The 16,684-nt window shown below is 45.8% G+C and carries 20 protein-coding genes; 15 read left to right on the plus strand and 5 right to left on the minus strand.

The features are described from left to right. Positions 1 to 28 precede the first annotated feature (28 nt). The 4 genes from H6F63_RS09705 (at position 29) to H6F63_RS09720 (ending at position 3,012) form a co-directional block, all read left to right on the plus strand. Positions 29 to 172, plus strand: coding sequence for a hypothetical protein (locus tag H6F63_RS09705; RefSeq protein WP_190636830.1), 144 nt, complete (start codon positions 29 to 31; stop codon positions 170 to 172). 123 nt (positions 173 to 295) lie between these two features. Next, positions 296 to 1,894 carry a 2,3-bisphosphoglycerate-independent phosphoglycerate mutase gene (gene gpmI, locus H6F63_RS09710; RefSeq protein WP_190636832.1) on the plus strand — a complete coding sequence of 533 codons (1,599 nt, stop codon included), beginning with the start codon at positions 296 to 298 and terminating at the stop codon, positions 1,892 to 1,894. A 91-nt stretch (positions 1,895 to 1,985) separates the two neighbouring features. Next, positions 1,986 to 2,216 carry a preprotein translocase subunit SecG gene (gene secG / locus H6F63_RS09715; protein WP_190424408.1) on the plus strand — a complete coding sequence of 77 codons (231 nt, stop codon included), beginning with the start codon at positions 1,986 to 1,988 and terminating at the stop codon, positions 2,214 to 2,216. Between the two features lie 7 nt (positions 2,217 to 2,223). Next, complete coding sequence (locus H6F63_RS09720) at positions 2,224 to 3,012, plus strand: peptidase (RefSeq protein ID WP_190636914.1); 789 nt, start codon at positions 2,224 to 2,226, stop codon at positions 3,010 to 3,012. Between the two features lie 24 nt (positions 3,013 to 3,036). Here H6F63_RS09720 and H6F63_RS09725 read toward each other — a convergent pair whose 3' ends face one another. The 4 genes from H6F63_RS09725 to deoC form a co-directional block, all read right to left on the minus strand. Continuing rightward, complete coding sequence (locus H6F63_RS09725; protein WP_190636834.1) at positions 3,037 to 4,284, minus strand: glycosyltransferase family 4 protein; 1,248 nt, start codon at positions 4,282 to 4,284, stop codon at positions 3,037 to 3,039. A gap of 101 nt (positions 4,285 to 4,385) precedes the next feature. Beyond that, positions 4,386 to 6,074: an MFS transporter gene (locus H6F63_RS09730; RefSeq protein WP_190636837.1), complete on the minus strand. Its 1,689-nt coding sequence runs from the start codon at positions 6,072 to 6,074 to the stop codon at positions 4,386 to 4,388. Positions 6,075 to 6,097: 23 nt separating this feature from the next. Next, on the minus strand, positions 6,098 to 7,081 hold the full coding sequence (gene recO, locus H6F63_RS09735; RefSeq protein WP_190636838.1) for a DNA repair protein RecO: 984 nt from the start codon (positions 7,079 to 7,081) through the stop codon (positions 6,098 to 6,100). A gap of 85 nt (positions 7,082 to 7,166) precedes the next feature. Continuing rightward, a complete protein-coding gene (deoC, locus tag H6F63_RS09740) occupies positions 7,167 to 7,847 on the minus strand; it encodes a deoxyribose-phosphate aldolase (RefSeq protein WP_190636916.1) in 681 nt (226 codons plus the stop codon). 236 nt (positions 7,848 to 8,083) lie between these two features. Here deoC and H6F63_RS09745 point away from each other — a divergent pair, with 236 nt between their 5' ends. Further along, a complete protein-coding gene (locus tag H6F63_RS09745) occupies positions 8,084 to 8,824 on the plus strand; it encodes a DUF3592 domain-containing protein (RefSeq protein ID WP_190636840.1) in 741 nt (246 codons plus the stop codon). 294 nt (positions 8,825 to 9,118) lie between these two features. Here the strand turns inward: H6F63_RS09745 and H6F63_RS09750 are convergent, their stop codons facing one another. After that, a complete protein-coding gene (locus H6F63_RS09750; protein ID WP_190636842.1) occupies positions 9,119 to 10,141 on the minus strand; it encodes a metal ABC transporter substrate-binding protein in 1,023 nt (340 codons plus the stop codon). A 168-nt stretch (positions 10,142 to 10,309) separates the two neighbouring features. Between H6F63_RS09750 and H6F63_RS09755 the strand changes: the two genes are divergently transcribed. From H6F63_RS09755 to H6F63_RS09800, 10 genes are all read left to right on the plus strand, one after another. Continuing rightward, positions 10,310 to 11,077, plus strand: a complete 768-nt coding sequence (locus H6F63_RS09755) for a metal ABC transporter ATP-binding protein (protein WP_199297918.1) — start codon at positions 10,310 to 10,312, stop codon at positions 11,075 to 11,077. 75 nt (positions 11,078 to 11,152) lie between these two features. Beyond that, entirely contained in the window at positions 11,153 to 12,049 is an 897-nt protein-coding gene (locus H6F63_RS09760; protein WP_190424417.1) for a metal ABC transporter permease, read from the plus strand. An 81-nt stretch (positions 12,050 to 12,130) separates the two neighbouring features. Beyond that, the gene (locus tag H6F63_RS09765) at positions 12,131 to 13,105 is read left to right on the plus strand and encodes a dienelactone hydrolase (RefSeq protein ID WP_190636846.1); all 975 of its coding nucleotides are present in this window, start codon (positions 12,131 to 12,133) and stop codon (positions 13,103 to 13,105) included. Between the two features lie 283 nt (positions 13,106 to 13,388). Then, positions 13,389 to 13,994 carry a hypothetical protein gene (locus H6F63_RS09770; protein WP_190636848.1) on the plus strand — a complete coding sequence of 202 codons (606 nt, stop codon included), beginning with the start codon at positions 13,389 to 13,391 and terminating at the stop codon, positions 13,992 to 13,994. Between the two features lie 88 nt (positions 13,995 to 14,082). After that, a complete protein-coding gene (locus H6F63_RS09775; RefSeq protein WP_190636851.1) occupies positions 14,083 to 14,403 on the plus strand; it encodes a hypothetical protein in 321 nt (106 codons plus the stop codon). A gap of 221 nt (positions 14,404 to 14,624) precedes the next feature. Beyond that, entirely contained in the window at positions 14,625 to 14,777 is a 153-nt protein-coding gene (locus H6F63_RS09780; RefSeq protein WP_190636853.1) for a hypothetical protein, read from the plus strand. A gap of 6 nt (positions 14,778 to 14,783) precedes the next feature. After that, positions 14,784 to 14,996 (plus strand): hypothetical protein, encoded by a 213-nt coding sequence (locus H6F63_RS09785; protein ID WP_190636855.1) that lies wholly within the window; start codon positions 14,784 to 14,786, stop codon positions 14,994 to 14,996. Positions 14,997 to 15,006: 10 nt separating this feature from the next. After that, entirely contained in the window at positions 15,007 to 15,375 is a 369-nt protein-coding gene (locus H6F63_RS09790) for a BON domain-containing protein (RefSeq protein ID WP_190636857.1), read from the plus strand. Positions 15,376 to 15,446: 71 nt separating this feature from the next. Continuing rightward, the gene (locus H6F63_RS30930; protein WP_190636859.1) at positions 15,447 to 15,971 is read left to right on the plus strand and encodes an OmpA family protein; all 525 of its coding nucleotides are present in this window, start codon (positions 15,447 to 15,449) and stop codon (positions 15,969 to 15,971) included. Positions 15,972 to 15,973: 2 nt separating this feature from the next. Then, positions 15,974 to 16,501 (plus strand): Rab family GTPase, encoded by a 528-nt coding sequence (locus H6F63_RS09800; protein ID WP_190636861.1) that lies wholly within the window; start codon positions 15,974 to 15,976, stop codon positions 16,499 to 16,501. Positions 16,502 to 16,684 lie beyond the last annotated feature (183 nt).

Consider the following 16,684-nt stretch of genomic DNA (forward strand, 5'->3'; position numbering starts at 1 on the left):
CCTGTAACGCTTGTGTAGTGGCTTGTTTATGCCCCAGCGCCATAATGGTTGGTTAATAGGTGCCATAAAGTGCGATATTCTTGCGGGAACCCATAAGAGCGCCAAACTAAGCGATCGCGCTATTCAAATAGCTCAATATCACATCTGTCGTCAAGTAGGTAATAACTCCTAAAAACTCTAGTTCCAACGACAGAAAATCCTAAAACCTGACATTACTTCCACAAAATGCCGCTTCGAGTACGAAATCCGATGATATCATTGCGAAGAAATCACTGAAAATAAAGGTCATTATTGTATGGCGCAAGCACCTGTCTCTCCCGTGGTGCTAGTCATCTTAGACGGCTGGGGCTACCGCGAAGAAACTGACGGCAACGCCATAGCAGCCGCCAAAACACCCGTAATGAAAAGCCTCTGGGCAGCCTATCCCCATACGCTGATTCAAACCTCAGGCAAGGCTGTAGGGCTACCGGAAGGGCAAATGGGTAACTCGGAAGTGGGACACCTTAACATTGGTGCCGGACGGGTTGTACCGCAAGAATTAGTCCGCATCTCAGACGCTGTGGAAGACGGCACCCTGCTGAGCAACAAGAAGCTCCTGCAAGTCTGTCAGGAAGTCAAGAGTCGAGGCAGTAAGCTTCACTTAGTGGGGCTTTGCTCAGACGGCGGAGTGCATTCTCATCTAGATCATTTACTGGGATTGCTGGATTTAGCGAAGACACAAGAAATCTCAGATGTCTGTATCCACGCCATCACCGATGGACGTGATACCAGTCCTAAAGAGGGTGTACAGGCAATTCAAAAAATCCAAGACCGCATTGACCAAATTGGAGTTGGGCGCATTGTCACCCTCAGCGGTCGCTACTACGCAATGGATCGGGATCATCGCTGGGATCGTGTCAAAAAAGCTTATGATGTGATGACCCAGGATGGTTCTGGGGATGGTCGTTCGGCTCTGGAGGTCTTGCAAGCTTCCTACGCTGAAAATGTCGCTGATGAGTTTGTCATCCCGACGCGCATTGCCCCAGGAGCGTTAGAACCTGGAGATGGAGTGATTTTCTTTAACTTCCGCCCTGATAGAGCAAGACAACTCACCCAAGCTTTTGTCTCTCCGGAATTTAAGGGTTTTGAACGGCAGCTTCTCCAGCCGTTGAGCTTCGCCACCTTTACCCAATACGAGCCAAATTTACCTGTGTTGGTGGCATTTGAGCCTCAGAACTTGAGTAATATCTTGGGGGAAGTAATTGCAAATCGAGGTTTGCACCAGTTCCGCACCGCTGAAACAGAAAAATACGCTCACGTTACTTATTTCTTCAACGGCGGCTTAGAGGAACCTTTTCCAGGGGAAGACCGGGAACTGGTGCCAAGTCCAATGGTGCCAACTTATGACCGGGAACCCGCAATGTCAGCAGATGCGGTGACAGATGTCGTCATCGCCGCCGTGGAAAAACGCATTTATTCACTGATTGTCATCAACTACGCCAACCCCGACATGGTGGGTCACACAGGACAGATAGAACCCACAATTCAAGCACTGGAAACAGTTGACCGTTGTTTGGGACAACTTCTGGAAAGCATTAGTAAGGCTGGTGGTACGGCGATTATTACAGCTGACCACGGCAACGCCGAATATATGCGGGATGAAGAAGGCAATCCTTGGACGGCGCACACAACTAACCCTGTACCATTTATCTTGGTGGAAGGGGAGGGTTTAAAAATTCCTGGGCATGGCGCTGAAGTTACTTTGCGGAGTGATGGACGGCTGGCGGACATTGCACCGACAATTTTAGAAATCTTAAGGCTGCCCCAACCTCCAGAGATGACGGGTCGTTCAATGATTGTACCCGTTGGATTTGAAGTCCGAGCCAATCGCACGCCTGTACGAGTTTCACTGTAAGTTGCGAATAGCTAATAGCGGCGTTGCATTTTTCTGACGATTAGCTATTAGCCATTCGCAATTAGCTATTTTTTACAACTGACAACTAACTATGACACTTGTTAACATCTTCCAATCTATTTGGGCGCTGTCTGCCGTCTGTCTGATTGTTTTAGTGCTGCTGCACTCTCCTAAAGGAGATGGGATTGGGGGTATTGGCGGACAGGCTCAACTGTTTACGAGTACCAAGAGTGCAGAGACAGCGCTAAACCGAGTGACTTGGGTTCTCAGCGTGATTTTTCTGGGTTTGACGGTGATTTTGAGCGCAGGTTGGCTCAAGTAGTAATTTGATCTCAAAACTCAAAACGCGATCGCTCACATTTTTACAAAATCGAAACGCGATCGCGATCCTCTCTAAAAAATTATTGACGGCGACGTTAATCGCGATCGCCACCTTCCTCATAGCCATTTTTCCCCATTTTCATCTGAGGGGCGATAATCCTGTTTTGGCAGCCGAAACCTCGCTACCCGCTGCACAAATTCACGTTTTGCCCCCAACGCTGGCACGCTGGAAAGATACAACCAACAGCGGCGATTACTTCTCCCAGATCAAGCCTACCCCGGTTGGTTATCTAGTGTGGTCGCAGTTTCCGATTAAGGTTTACGTAGAAAATCAAGATAAGTGGACAAATTCTGTTATTGAAGCGGTGCAGGAATGGGCAGTTTATTTGCCGCTTGAGATAGTTGAGCAGTCAGATAATGCTGATATCAAGATAGTGCGAAATCTTCCTGCCCTCAATCCCTCCTTCAATCGCAGCACAGGCGAATTCCAGCTGCCCCGCGCTCGGAGTGCCGAAACCCAATATGAATTTTATATTAGCCATCTTGATAAAAATGCAGTTTTATGCCACCGAGTCACCATCCAGCTAAGTCCAACTCAGGCTGGCAATTATATCAAAGCAGCTGCCCGTCACGAAATTGGTCACGCACTTGGTATATGGGGACACAGCCCTTTAGAAACAGATGCCCTATATTTTTCTCAGGTGCGTAATCCGCCCCCAATTTCCCAAAGAGACATAAACACGCTTAAGCGCGTATACGAGCAGCCAACGCGACTAGGTTGGAAACTGGTTAACTAATTTATTACTGGTTAATTGGAGAATTTATTCACAAGTACGCCCTGAATCATCAACCATAAACCATGAAGAGGCTGATTCTTTAGCTCTGCGCTTGTAACGCAAGCCAGCCAATTGTATATTGTGAATCTTTCGCTCCTGCAACAGATCCTCATATAGCTTTACCAGTTGGTCGATGTTGCGACTGAGAGTATATTGCTCCATAATCCTAGCTCTGGCTTTTTGTCCCAACTGTTTTGTAAACTCCTGATGACCGCGAAGGACTGGCAGCAAAGTTCGCAATTGCCCGGCTACCCCATTAGTTCTGAGAATTATCCCTGCGTCCCCTTCCAAAGGATTCCCCTCCAAAACTTCGCCATCAGCACCAGCATCCGTAGCTACGCAAGCGACACCACAAGACATTGCTTCTAACAGCGAGAGTGAAAGTCCCTCTACCAGAGAGGGCAAAATAAATACATCCGCTCCCCGCAAAATTTCAATTCGGCGCTGCTCATCAGCTTCAGCTCCCCACCAGATGATGCCGCATTCTTCGTCATAAAATGCCTCTAAAGACGGCTTCAACGGGCCATCGCCAACAATCAGTAACTTGGACTCAGTCCCCATTTCTGACTGCTTCCAAGCCCGTAGCAGTGCTTCCACATTCTTTTCTGTGGCTATGCGACCCTGATAAACAAAAAGGCGCTTGGCATTCAACTGGGATTTAATGTTAGAAGGCCCTGGGCTATACTTCCGTTCATCAACGCCATTGGGAATCACGGCTATATTTGATGCAGCAACGCCCAACCGCTCCAGTAAATCTCGCTGCACTTTAGAAAATATAATTACCCGGTCGTAATTTGCCAGAAAAGGAGCATAAAGCTGATAAGTCAGCAATTGAGTTCCTGATTTGATATTGCGTTGCTTGCCATCAAAGGGGGTGTGGAAGGTGGCAATTAGAGGTATATTCAACTCTTCGCAAATTTCCGGCAGCAGGAAGTCCAGAGGGGAGAGAGTCAAGCTAGCGTGTACCAAGTCTGGCTTTAGCTGTTCGAGACTCCGCATTAAAACTTTTCGGGATTTGAGAGTGGGAAGCGTGTAAACCTGGGACTTGTATAGGAAAGGTAGAGACACTTCCAGACAACTAGGCCAGTTGCTGGCATCAGATACTTCTTCTTCTTGGGCGAAGTGAAGGAAGCTGACTTGCAGACCCCGGTCTAACAACCCATTGGTAACTTCTCGAGAGTAAGTGACATTGCCGCAAAAGGGTGATTTTTTTCCGATCCAGGCTATGTGCATTTTCTAAGAGTTTTGAGTTTTTAGCTTTGAGTTTTGGGGAGCCGGAGACTTCCGTTGTGGAGCTTTGAGTTATTAATTCAAAACTTGTCATTCAAAACTCATTACTTTTCTTTTCCTGTACCGGAAATATACCAGGTTAAGAGTCCTCCTGCGATCGCGATCGCCGCTAAACCCAGAAAAACTGTCTGTAAACCCAAAATCGTCTCAGCAACGCCCGCCAAAGCTAAAGGTAACGTCAGAGCAATATTAATCACATTGTTCTGTAACCCAAACACCTTACCCCGCATTTGGTCGGGGGTTTCTGCCTGGATGGTGGTCTGCATTGGGATAGCCACCATTGCCCCAAAAAGACCCAAAAGCATTGTCAAAATTAAAGCAATCCAAAGCTGTTGCGTAAATATAGCCAGACCTACTAGAGATGCTGCCACTCCCAGAGAACCATAAAGATTCAGCCGACGATGGGAAAAATGCTGTCCCATCTGTCCGAGAATAGTCGCTCCGCCAGCCATGCCAACCCCGCCAGCGGCTAGTAAAAAGCCGAACTGGGAGGACTTAAGACCGGGGATAACCTCTGCCATTCGCACAGCCAGCACCGACAGAGCGGCAAAAATAGAAAACAAAATCACCAGCTGAATTAAAGCACTGCGGACACGATCGTGTTCTTTCAGGTAAAGCAGTCCGTCGCGCAAATCTTCCCAAACGTGGGGGAATTCGTGGTCGGGAGATTTAGTTTTTTCACCAGTGCGAAGAAACAGCAAAAGCAACCCCGCGATCGCATAACAGCCCCCTACGGCAATTTCCTTACCAATGTCAAGTCCCCCGCCAAGCGATCGCGCCACAGTATCGGCAAATCCCAACAGTGGCTCACCCACCGCAAACCCCACAATCACCGATGCCATCATCGTCATCGTGTAAAGAGAGTTTGCCGACAACAGGCGATGACGCTCAACAATCAACGGCATCACTGACTGCTCTGCTGGTGCAAAAAACTGTGTCAGCGTCGAAACCAAGAAAGTTAACCCCAATAAAATATAGAATCCTACTGGCAGCCCTGCCACTAGCCCCCAATCCTTGCTGATCCACAGCAAAGGCGGCATAGCCAAAACCAGCGCCCCCCGCAGCAGATTTGTGGAGACTAGCACCCCCTTCTTCGACCACCGATCTACAAACACACCTGCAACTGAACCAAACAGCACAGCAGGAATGGTAAAGGCAATCATAATCGCCGATACCCAGCCGCTGATTGTCTGACCCGCCGCCTGAAACTGATTAGCAACCAGCGCAATCACCAGCACCAGATACACCTTATCTGCCATTTGCGAGAAAACTTGACCGCTCCAGAGCGCCAAGAAATTGCGGTTTCTCAGAACAGGCACAAATCCTCGATCTGCATCTGCGTCAGCCTCATCAGCATCAACATTAGACAATGCAGGGTTGTGCCAATCTCCGTTAGAGGCATTGGATTGTGCATCTATCGCTGGAACTAAACCGTCATCAACGGTAGATTGGGGAAAAGAAACCTCTGGGCTAGAGACGCGCTTAATCGCGTCTCTACTGTTGTCAGGGTCATGAGGGGGTGTCAGGCGATCGTCAGACAAGGGGCGCGATGTAGTAGGTGTTGATGATGCAGTCAAACCCCGGCGGGATGGCTCCGTTCCAGGGACAGGAAGTTTAGAAGCTCGAGGGAATGTGGGTTCCCCCGTTCGTGGTTCATTGTCCTCTGTCCTCTGTCTGGACAAACTTAGGGACAAACTTTTGGCTTGCAAATCAGAATCATAACGTTGAATCATGGTTTATAAAAATTCGGCTGGGACTAAAAACAAGCATCCATCAAAGCAGCAGAGCGAATTGATCGCCCAAACTGAAACTGGACGTACTGACGTAAAATCTGCTCTACACCAACCCAAGCTGCATGATAAGAAGGATGATGGGTTAGGGATAAGGGATGAATTGATTCTTCACTCATCGTTGGGGGTTCATCACTACTCGTGTCAACCTGGGGTAGTTCTGGTTGAGCCAGCTTTTGCAGCAGCGCCAGCTCGACGGCATTCAGTTTAGTGTTCAGTATCAGGGGGGTTTGAGCATGAACAACAGTTTGGTAGTTACCGCCCTTTTCCTGCGCCACGATACCAGGCATTTGTGGCGAGACAGTGTTTTTTAGTGCTAAATTTCCCCTAGTCCTTGGAGTAGCGATCGCCCGCGCTTCTGCTTGCAGACGTTCCAAGGCTGGTAAACTCACCGTTCCCCCAGCAGCAGCACTAAAGCCAACCCGCCAGTCTGGATTGTTAAATTCCGGCAGCAGTGGTTGTCGCGTCACGCAACATTCTTGAACTTCCGGCGCAACGCCAGCCAAAGCCATCAAATGAAAGACACCGTGGGTAAGGTGAGCTAAAACTGAGGCAGTGTCGGGGGATGGCAATTGCTCTAAGCGGCGCAGATGTTCATTTAGTAGCTCATACAATTCCTCCTGCGGCTGATCGCTCAATGCCTGACACAGAACTAATTCCGCAAGATATTGGCTGGCTGTCAGTTTCCTCAAGTCCTGACTTAAGCCGGGGTAAGATTCTATAGTTTCTGCCTGAGTTATTTTATCGAGCGATCGCCCTTTAGCAATCAGTAGCTCATTCACCACAAACAACCCACTCCTACCACCCATCTTTGAGTGGTGCTTGCGTGCGCCAGGAGCCACAGCCCGAATTAAGCCAAATTCCCGCGTCAAAATTGTCAGCAGTCGGTCTGACTCGCCTAACGGCATACCCTTAAGATTAATTCCTGTTACTTTGTAGGTTCGGCTCATTAGCTTAAGTTTTGAGTTTTGAATTTTGAGTTCTGAGTTACAGGAATTTTTAAACTCAGCCTCAGCACTCAGCCCTCAGCACTCCTCAGTCTTCTTTTTCCAGCGTATCGCGCTGACGGATCAAATCGGGGCCGCGAGAGGTTCCTAACCGCGTAGCTCCTGCCACGATTAACTCTATGGCTTGCTCAACGGTACGGATTCCCCCCGATGCCTTAATGCCTACCTGCTCTCGCGCCAGCTGCTTCAGAAGGCGGATATCCGCCACTGTGGCACCCCCCTGCCAACCCGTGCTGGTTTTTAAGAATGCCACTCCTGCATCCATACATATTTCAGCTGCCACCTTCTTTTCTGCATCTGTCAGCAGAGCAGTTTCCAAAATTGCCTTCACAGTCTGCCCAGTTTCGTCGCAAATCTGAGCAATTTCCCGATGCAGTTCCTCGGTTTTTCCAGCTTTCAATAAACCCAGGTTGAGCACGACATCTAACTCAGTAGCTCCATTTTCTACCGCCTCTTGAGCTTCATATAGTTTCGTCCCCACTGTCGTCGCCCCAGTGGGAAAGCCAATTACAGTACACACTTTGGGATTCTTTCCGTGCAGCAAATCAGCTGCTTGCCGCACGTATGCGGGATACACGCACACCGCCGCAAAATTAAACCTGTATGCTTCTTCGCACCACCGCACCACTTGCTCGCTTGTAGCTGTGGGATTTAGCAGCGCATGATCGATAAACCCCGCAATATCAATATCAGGCTGATTTGCAGCCATCATTTCTCCCCTCACTCACCTACTGTTAAGTTTTATCAGAATTTTAGAAAAATTACTTAAACCCAACCGGAATAACTTCTAGCTGGTCTGTAGACACCGTATACACCTAAAGATAGAGAACCGCTCTTATTTAGCCCGCCACAGGTTTGCATGGCATTTTCAAAAACTGTGCTGATTAAGGCGTATCTAAAACCTTCTCAAAACCTACCTAGCTACAAGGAGTAAAAATAAATAAAATGGCAAAAAAAGACAGAACGTTAACGTGGATAGGCAGCATATTTAGTATTGCCGGAATTGGAATGCTTATCGGGAGTTTTTTATCTTATAATTCTACCCAAAATTTTATTAAGAATTCATCCTCTACCATAGCCACTGTAACCGAACTTAGGCTTCAAACTTCCAGCAGTTCCAGCAGCTCCAGCAAGTCCAGTACCTATTACCCAATAGTAAAATTCAAAACTCAGAAAGGGGAAAGCGTAGAGTTTCAATCAAACGTTGGCACTTATCCACCAAGCTTTCGTGTAGGCGAAACGGTTTCTGTTCTTTACAATGCTAACAATCCCGCGGAAGCAGAAATAAATTCTTTTTGGCAACTTTGGTTTACTGCTATCTTTCTATTGGCAATGGGGGGGCTTTTTGCCGGAATAGGCTTGAGTTTACTCGCTGGGCCTTTAGCATTTAGATTGTTATCAAATAAAAATGCTGCAAAGCTGCAAGCTAATGGCAAAAAGATAGTAACTAAATTCACTGGAGTGGAATTAAATACATTTTTAACAGTCAACGGTTCCTCTCCTTACCAAATAACTTCCCAATGGTTTGACCCAGAAACTAATCAAGTTTACGTTTTTCACAGTGAAAATATTTGGTTTGATCCGGAAGAATTTATCAAATATGAAACAATAGATGTACATGTTGACCCCAACGATATGAAAAAATATCACATGGATATATCGTTCTTACCAAAATTGGCGAATTAAAATTTTCTACGGAAAATTTGATTCCGCTTCTCGCATCATTAAGCTTCCGCCCCCGGCTTTGACAAACCCTCAGACAGAAGCTCTTGTAATAATTAAAATTGGTTGGATCTCCGGCGGAGAGATGGCAAGACTTAGTAATTATGTGATGAAGTTACAACAGCCATAAAATGGTTAAATAACTATGTTCTAAATGCCAGTATGACTCCGATATTTTAATATGTCGGCGACAAGTGCAGGAGGTGTTTGAAAGCGCTAGTAGGTTGGGTTTCTCAACCTACTAGCGCTTTCAACTGTTCACTTTTTTCCCCTGCCACTAACCTCAAATGGCGTGTACTTTCCTCCCAAAGCTTCTACAATGGTGCGGGTATTAGCAACCATCATCTTGATGTAAGAATCAGCGTCACTTCCAGCAGCGCCAATCGAGTCAGAATATAGTTGACGCGGTGCTAATTTTATGCCCGATTCTTGCGCTACAGTAGTAATCAAAGCTGGGTTAATTGTTGTTTCTGCAAAAATTGCTGGAACACCAGCCAATTTAACAGATTCTACCAATTTTCGTACTGTTTGAGCACTGGGTTGTTCTTCCGTACTGATGCCAATTAAAGTACCAGCAACGGGAATTCCATAACCACGTCCATAATATTGAAAAGCGTCGTGAGTTGTTATTAATTTCCGCTTATTTTCTGGAATGGTTTTAATTTCCTGGGTAATCCAGCTATCAAGTTGTTTTAACTCAGCAGTGAGTAATTCTGCATTTTGAGTAAATTTCTCTTTGTCTTCTGGTGATACTTCAATTAACGCATCGCGAATGGCATTAACCATTTGGATGACGTTATCAGCATCTCCCCAAACATGAGGATCTGGCACTACTTCCCCTTTGCCTTTATCCAGTTGCAAAGACTTTACCACTTCCCCTACAGCCACTTTCCGAGCTTTGCCGCCAGAGGCGTTCATCAGCTTAATCAAGCCTGGTTCTAAGTTGTAGCCGTTATACAAAATCACGTTTGCTTTCTCTAAAGCCTGAGAGTCTTGTGGGACTGGTTCGTAAACGTGGGGATCTGTTCCTGGTTTGAGAATGCCCTTAAGCTGAATCTCTTCTCCTCCCACCCGTTCAGTTAAGTCTTCGATGATGGTGCTGGTGGCAACTACGTTGGGTTTGCCCTCTGCTGCTGGATTGGTACTTTCTGAGGAGGGCTGGTTACAACTGAATAGGGCAAAAGGTAGAAGCAGCCCCAGCCCCAAGCAGGTAAGGTGGGCAAAAGAAAGAATTTTTGGCTTTCTCTTATTTCTTTTTTTCTTTTTTAGGTTTTCTTCCATCTTTCTACTATGAAGGTGCTGCACAATTAATCTTGCCTATCTTTTAGATTATTTCCATTTATAGATGTTTTCATAATCCTTTCATTTTTAGATTATGCTCAAGGAAAGCAAGATCGAACCACACTAATGAGTACCGTCACTTTTTCACCTGATGCGGATTGGACAAAAATGGTATGCCATCTGAGAGATGTGCCTGTGGCGGCGACAGGTGCAACAAGCATTAACGTCAGCCACTTGGGAGTTCAGTACCGCACGGTAGAAGCGCTGCGAGATGTCAGTTTTGCGATGAAATCGGGGCGACTGACGGGAATTATTGGCCCCAATGGTGCTGGTAAAAGTACGCTGATGAAGGCGATGTTGGGGTTGATTCCGGCTGCTGCTGGCAGTGTACTGTATAACGAGCGGCCGTTGATGGAGCAAAGGGAACTGGTTGCTTATGTGCCGCAGCGATCGCAAATAGACTGGACTTACCCCGCTACTGTCTGGGATGCGGTAATGATGGGTAGGGTGAAGAAAACTGGCTGGTTTCGTCGCTTCTCAAACGTTAGCAAACGGGTAGCGGCAGATGCTATCGAGCGCGTGGGGATGAGCGCTTATCGTGATCGCCCGATTGGGCAACTCTCCGGCGGACAACAGCAACGGGTATTCTTAGCCAGAGCGATCGCTCAGCAAGCGGAGATTTTCTGTTTTGATGAGCCGTTTGCAGGAATCGATCAGAAAACCCAGTCGATTATTTTTGACATCTTCCACGAACTCGCCGACGCCAATAAAACTGTTCTAGTCGTCAACCACGACTTAGGGGAATCTATCACCCACTTTGATGATTTGATTTTACTAAATACTGATTTAATTGCCAGTGGTTCGCGCCAAGAGGTGCTAAGTCAGGAAAACCTTTACCGCGCCTATGGGGGCAAGGTTGCATTTTTTGCAGCCTAGAAAATTAGAAGCTAAGAGCTATTAACTCATCACTCCTAGCTTCTAAATATTTACAATTACCAAAATAAAATTATTATGCTAGAAGTGTTAATTGAGCCGTTGCAGTATGGCTTCATGCAGCGATCGCTTGTAATTGCCATTCTCGTCGGCCTTTTGTGTGCTGTCGTGGGTAGCTACCTAATGGTGCAGCGATTGGCTTTGCTGGGAGATGCCATTAGTCACTCGGTATTGCCTGGGTTAGCGATCGCTTTTATGGTGGGAGCGAATATCTTTGTTGGGGCCTTTATTGCCGGAGTCTTGAGTACAATGGCGATCGCTTGGATTCGGACGCGATCGCCTATTAAAGAAGATGCGGCAATGGGTATAGTTTTTTCCGCCTTCTTTGCCCTTGGTATTACCTTAATTACTCTAATCCAAAAAGACAACAAAATCGACCTCAACCACTTCTTATTTGGCAATATTTTAGGTGTCACTATTCAAGAAGTCCGGGACACAGCTATCATCGCCGCAATTGTATTAATAATTGTTGTACTGCTGTATAAAGAATTATTGTTCTATACCTTCGACCCCCTCGGAGCGCAGGCAGTTGGATTACCTACCAACCTGCTAAACTTTGGGCTGATGCTGCTAATTGCTCTAACGATTGTTGCCAGCATGAAAGCCGTGGGAGTAATCTTAGTTTTATCTCTACTAATCACGCCGGGAGCAACCGCATATTTATTAGTTAAACGGCTGCACAATGTGATGATTTTGGGGGCGGTAATTGGCATTATTTCCAGTATTAGCGGGATGTATCTCAGCTACTTTTTTAATCTGCCTTCTGGCCCCGCAATTGTATTAGTTGTATCGGGATTATTTGTAATAGCATTATTATTCAGCCCCAGCTACGGGATATTTACCAACAAAAAGTCAGATTCGGGGCAATTATTGCCTGTCTTGCAGGAGTTGAAACAGCTGATGCGATCGCGCTAAAAAATTGCCCTAGCAAGTTATTTCTATAACTCCAACTGTCTAGGCTTATGATTAAAAAAGTCTGAATTTAGGAATTCTGGCATGATTCGCGCTTTTTTCCGAGCCGCTAAAGTTGAGAATGCCAAACCGCCCTACGACACAATTCATCTCAAGGTACTATATCCCGCCAAGATGTCGGGAAGCCAACAGCAACTAGCTCAAGGCATTGTGCCAGCAGACGCAGACAAAGCTCCGTTTCCGGTGGTAATTTTCTTTAGCGGGATTAACTGCACGAGCCAAATGTACCAGTGGCTAGCAGTTCAACTTGCCCAGCGGGGAATGGTGGTAGTGACATTTGACTGGGTTGCCGAAAATTTACCAGGGATATTCAGCCTCACTCCAGGTGTTGACATCGCAATGTGGAAACCCGATAAATACGGCACTGGCTCCACTGCTTCGGCTTTACCAACACTACTAGGCGAACTCGAAAGCCTCCAGTCGGAGGGAGTGCTGGCGGGAATGCTGAACTTACAACAAATTATTTTGGGCGGACACTCCGCAGGTGGCAGAATTGCGCTTGAAAATGCCGAACCGCGCTTTTTTCCACAAGTCGCGGCGGCTTTTGCCTACGGCGCTCACAATGCCGCCCCGATAATGGTAGGATTTGCACCAGAAACGATATTGCCGTTGCCCTCATCGCTGCCCCTGTTGCTCATAGGTGGCACCAAGGACGGGGTAATTGCCACCAGCAGTGGACAGTATGGACTCAGTAGCAACGCGACTACAGCAGTTGTCCGCACCTTCCACGAGGCAATAACCGGCGGGCGAGATGACACCTATCTGCTAATTCTGGAAGGGGCAAATCACTTTTCCATTGCTTATCCGCCAGATATTACCACTGCTTCACCTTTTGACTTACCAGCTACTCAACCGGAAGAGGCAATACGTTCTCTAGTGGGTGAAACGATTGGTTTGTTTATTGATGCTCATGTATGTCACAAACCAGACGCATCGCAGGGGCTTGAGAGTTTGCTATTGGGTGCTAATCCAACGATCGCATTGTTGGCGCGAAAGTGAGCAAGGGTGATGGTACCGAAGATGCGATCGCTCGTGACGGTAGGCTACAGTAAGCTGATATCTGATTGCTTCTTTGTTAAGTAGAATTCTGAATTCAGAAAACCTTAGCACTGATGTTAAAGATACTGATAACGAAGACTAAAGGTTTCTCCGCTTAAACCTGACGTGAAACTAAAATATAGGCTGAATTTTTGGATATGTTTTTCTTCCTGAATTGATGCTGGATAGCCCATAGTCTGATTAAATGAACAATAGGCAGTTTTCCCAATAAGAAGGTCTAATTATGAATGAAACTACCAAAGATGAAATGCGTGAAAGACTGGGAAACATAGATCAGATTCGCGACATTCTTTTTGGCTCTCATGTTCGAGACTATAGCAAGCGCTTCGAGCATTTAGAGTCGGAATTATCCAACCTAGATCAAGAAATCAATCAGCGCATTGATCGGATAAAAGATGCTCTTTCCCTTGAGCTGCAAATAGCAGTTGATTCTCTGGATAAAAAAATCAAAACTTTAAGCTTAAATACCCAAAAAGATAGTGCGGATCTGCGTCAACATATTGACCGCACCAGCCAAAGCATTTCTAGCACATGGCGAACCTTGGATGATGTTGTCGATACCCAGACAAATGCGATTCGACAAGATGTATCTCAAACCAGAGAGAAGCTCCAAGAAGATATCCGAAGTCTGAAAAAACAAGTTTTTGAAGAAATGGAAAAACGCTTTTCTTCAATGACTGATGTCAAACTTTCTAAGGATGATATGGCAGAAATAATGTTTGAGTTTGGCATGAGGCTAAAAGGGTCTAACTTAGTGTCTGATTTATCAGACGCCAGTGCCACAAGTGTAACTGCTGAGCTTTTGTTACCAGAGTCAGGAAATCATTAGATAAAATTAAATTCCGGCGCGAAATTAAGGTGTATTGCTTGATTTTTTAGCTTTATTAGTTAAAAATTAGAGTGACGGATGGCAGTACGTGACTTTATCCAAAAAAAATCAAGCTGAAGATTTTGCTCCACTAGAAGGGTTGGTGAAGTTATTAACTGACTTAGAGCTTTTCAACCCTCCTAAGGTAGATAGAAAAGAATCAAACTTTTCAACCCCTGAAGTACCGCCTCTACTTCAGGGGTTGAAAAGTTTGTCAGAAACACCCCAACAGCTTGAAAATAAAGCCGAAAATCTGCCTAAAAATTCACTTTTATCGGAGCAGAATTTCGAGGTAGTTACTGTACCTAAGGTTTCAGGACAATCGCCAACAGTACATCTGACAAGCACCATTATCGAGCAGGGGAGGTAGAGCCTCCTAATTTTCGTTCCCAGGCTGGAACTGGGAACGAGATAGATTCGATTTCATCTGAGGAAGATGAGTTAGATATTCCACGTGATGTAGCTACAAGTTTTTCGCAATTTAAAAACTTAATTTTTCCAGCGCCACTCTTAGAAAATCAAGCCAAAAAATCTCCTGTAGAGTTACTACCATCTACTGAGGTAGGGGCTGCGGGTGAACCTATTAAAAAAGTGCAGAATGCGTTGATTTTAAGTGAAGATAAAGCCAAAAAATATAGCCAAGTGTCGAACACATCTCAGCAGAATTTAGATGATGTCGATGCACCAGAGGATTCCCTGGCTCGCTTGGAAAATCTTCTGGTCGATATTAGCATGGGTGAATAGCGGCACTTGATAGTAAAGATTGAACAAAAACTGAAAGTTCTAGAGAATCAGATTTACGAGCCGACGGAGTTAATAGATTTACTTTTGCCTTTAATTACAGAGATTTTGATTCTCAAGATTGAGCAGTCAAAGGAAGAAGTTGTTGAGGCGATCGCGCCGATACTGGTTAATGTTGAGAATCCGGAGTATCCTCAGCAGAATCATTCAAAAATATGGTAAACCCATCGAGATGTTTAATGGAGATACCGCCACCATCCCGGAGCAGGTAAACCATATATTAGAAGACTTTAGAGACAGCTGCACAAAGTCAAATAAAAAGAAAGCTGCTAAACCACCTACGCTGCTAATACTCGGCTCAATGCTACTGAGTTTCATCTTATTGCCTTGGGGAATTTATCAGTATCGCCACAGAAGCGATCGCGCCATTGAGCAAAATACCGCCCTCGCCTTAGCCTCTAATCCAGAGTTAGCAGTTTATCGTCTTACAGTCGATGCCGATGCCGAAATCCTGAAGCTTGCTGGAAAAGTGCCTAACGAGTATTTACGTCAAAAAGCGGCACAAATTGCCCAAGATACTTACCCAACTCTGAAACTCTGAAGTTAAACAATAACATCATCGCTATCAATACGCCCCCCAATCCGGTGTTAGCAGCAGCTAAGGTAAAGCGAGTGGCATCAATCCTCAATCAGATGGACGGCGTTTTCATTCCTGCTAAATATAATTCTGGTAAAGTCACAGTCCAGGGAACTGCTTTGCAAGCGACAGATGCCCAGAAAATCACTCTGGCATTCGGAAGAATTCCGGGAATTGAGTCTGTCACCAACACTGTAGAAATACAGCCAAGTGCGATCGCTACCCGAATGTACTTTAGTCGCGGTACACAAAAGCTCAAATTTAAAGATATAAAAAACAAAATTTTACCAATCCGGGCATTCTTAAGTCAGTATTCAGAAAAGCATCTTATGATAGTAGGCCACGGTGATGCCAGCAACAACCCAAACCGAGCTCGGCGCTTGGCACTTGAGCGAGCTAAGACGGTGCGAGATGCCTTAATAGAGCAAGGCGTTGCTCCTCGACGATTGCGAGTTGCAGGAATGACAAACCACCCCTTAGATGTAGATGCTGACCAACCCCTATGGTTAAGTAGGTGCGTCGAATTTGAGCTAGTGACACCAGTTGTCCAACGTAAATAAATATGTCAAGTATATCCAAAAAAATCTGCTTAGTTGGTGACTTTGGCGTGGGTAAAACCAGCTTAATTCGCCGCTTTGTAGATCGTCAGTTCAGTGATAAGTATCTTTCAACTGTGGGAGTCAAAATTTCTCGCAAAACCGTGGAATTAGAACAGGTAAAACAACACGAAAAGTTGAGCGTAAATCTGCTAATTTGGGATTTAGAAGGTAGTACCAAATTTAAAGCGATCGCGCCTACTTACCTGCAAGGAGCCAGCGCTGCCATACTCGTTGGCGATGTCAGCCGTCAGGAAACCATCGAGCATCTTGCGGATCATCTAAATCTATTTTTGTCAGTCAATCCCAAGGGATTTATCATCATTGCCTTGAATAAATCCGACTTAGCTGATGAAGAAAAACTGGCAAAATTGCTTCAAATGAGTAACAATTACCAGCAGGCTCAAGTATTATCAATCCAGCCGACTTCGGCTAAAACAGGTCAAGCCGTCGATGAAATTTTTAAAAATATAGCTTACAAAATTATAGAATAGTCATGGCTACTCCAGAATTTCTGTAACTATTTCTCCTTAAGAGTCTCAGCCTCATATTCTTCTCGTTCCTGGGCTGCCCAATGGGAACGCAAGTTTTAGAGGCTGTTGCCTCCACCTAATAGCAAGAATTACCCAGAAAGAGGTGAGATAGTCGCCTTACGTGGTATTCCTAGACCGCAGCCC

The organism is Trichocoleus sp. FACHB-40 (assembly GCF_014695915.1).
Taxonomy (GTDB): Bacteria; Cyanobacteriota; Cyanobacteriia; order Cyanobacteriales; family FACHB-T130; genus Funiculus; species Funiculus sociatus.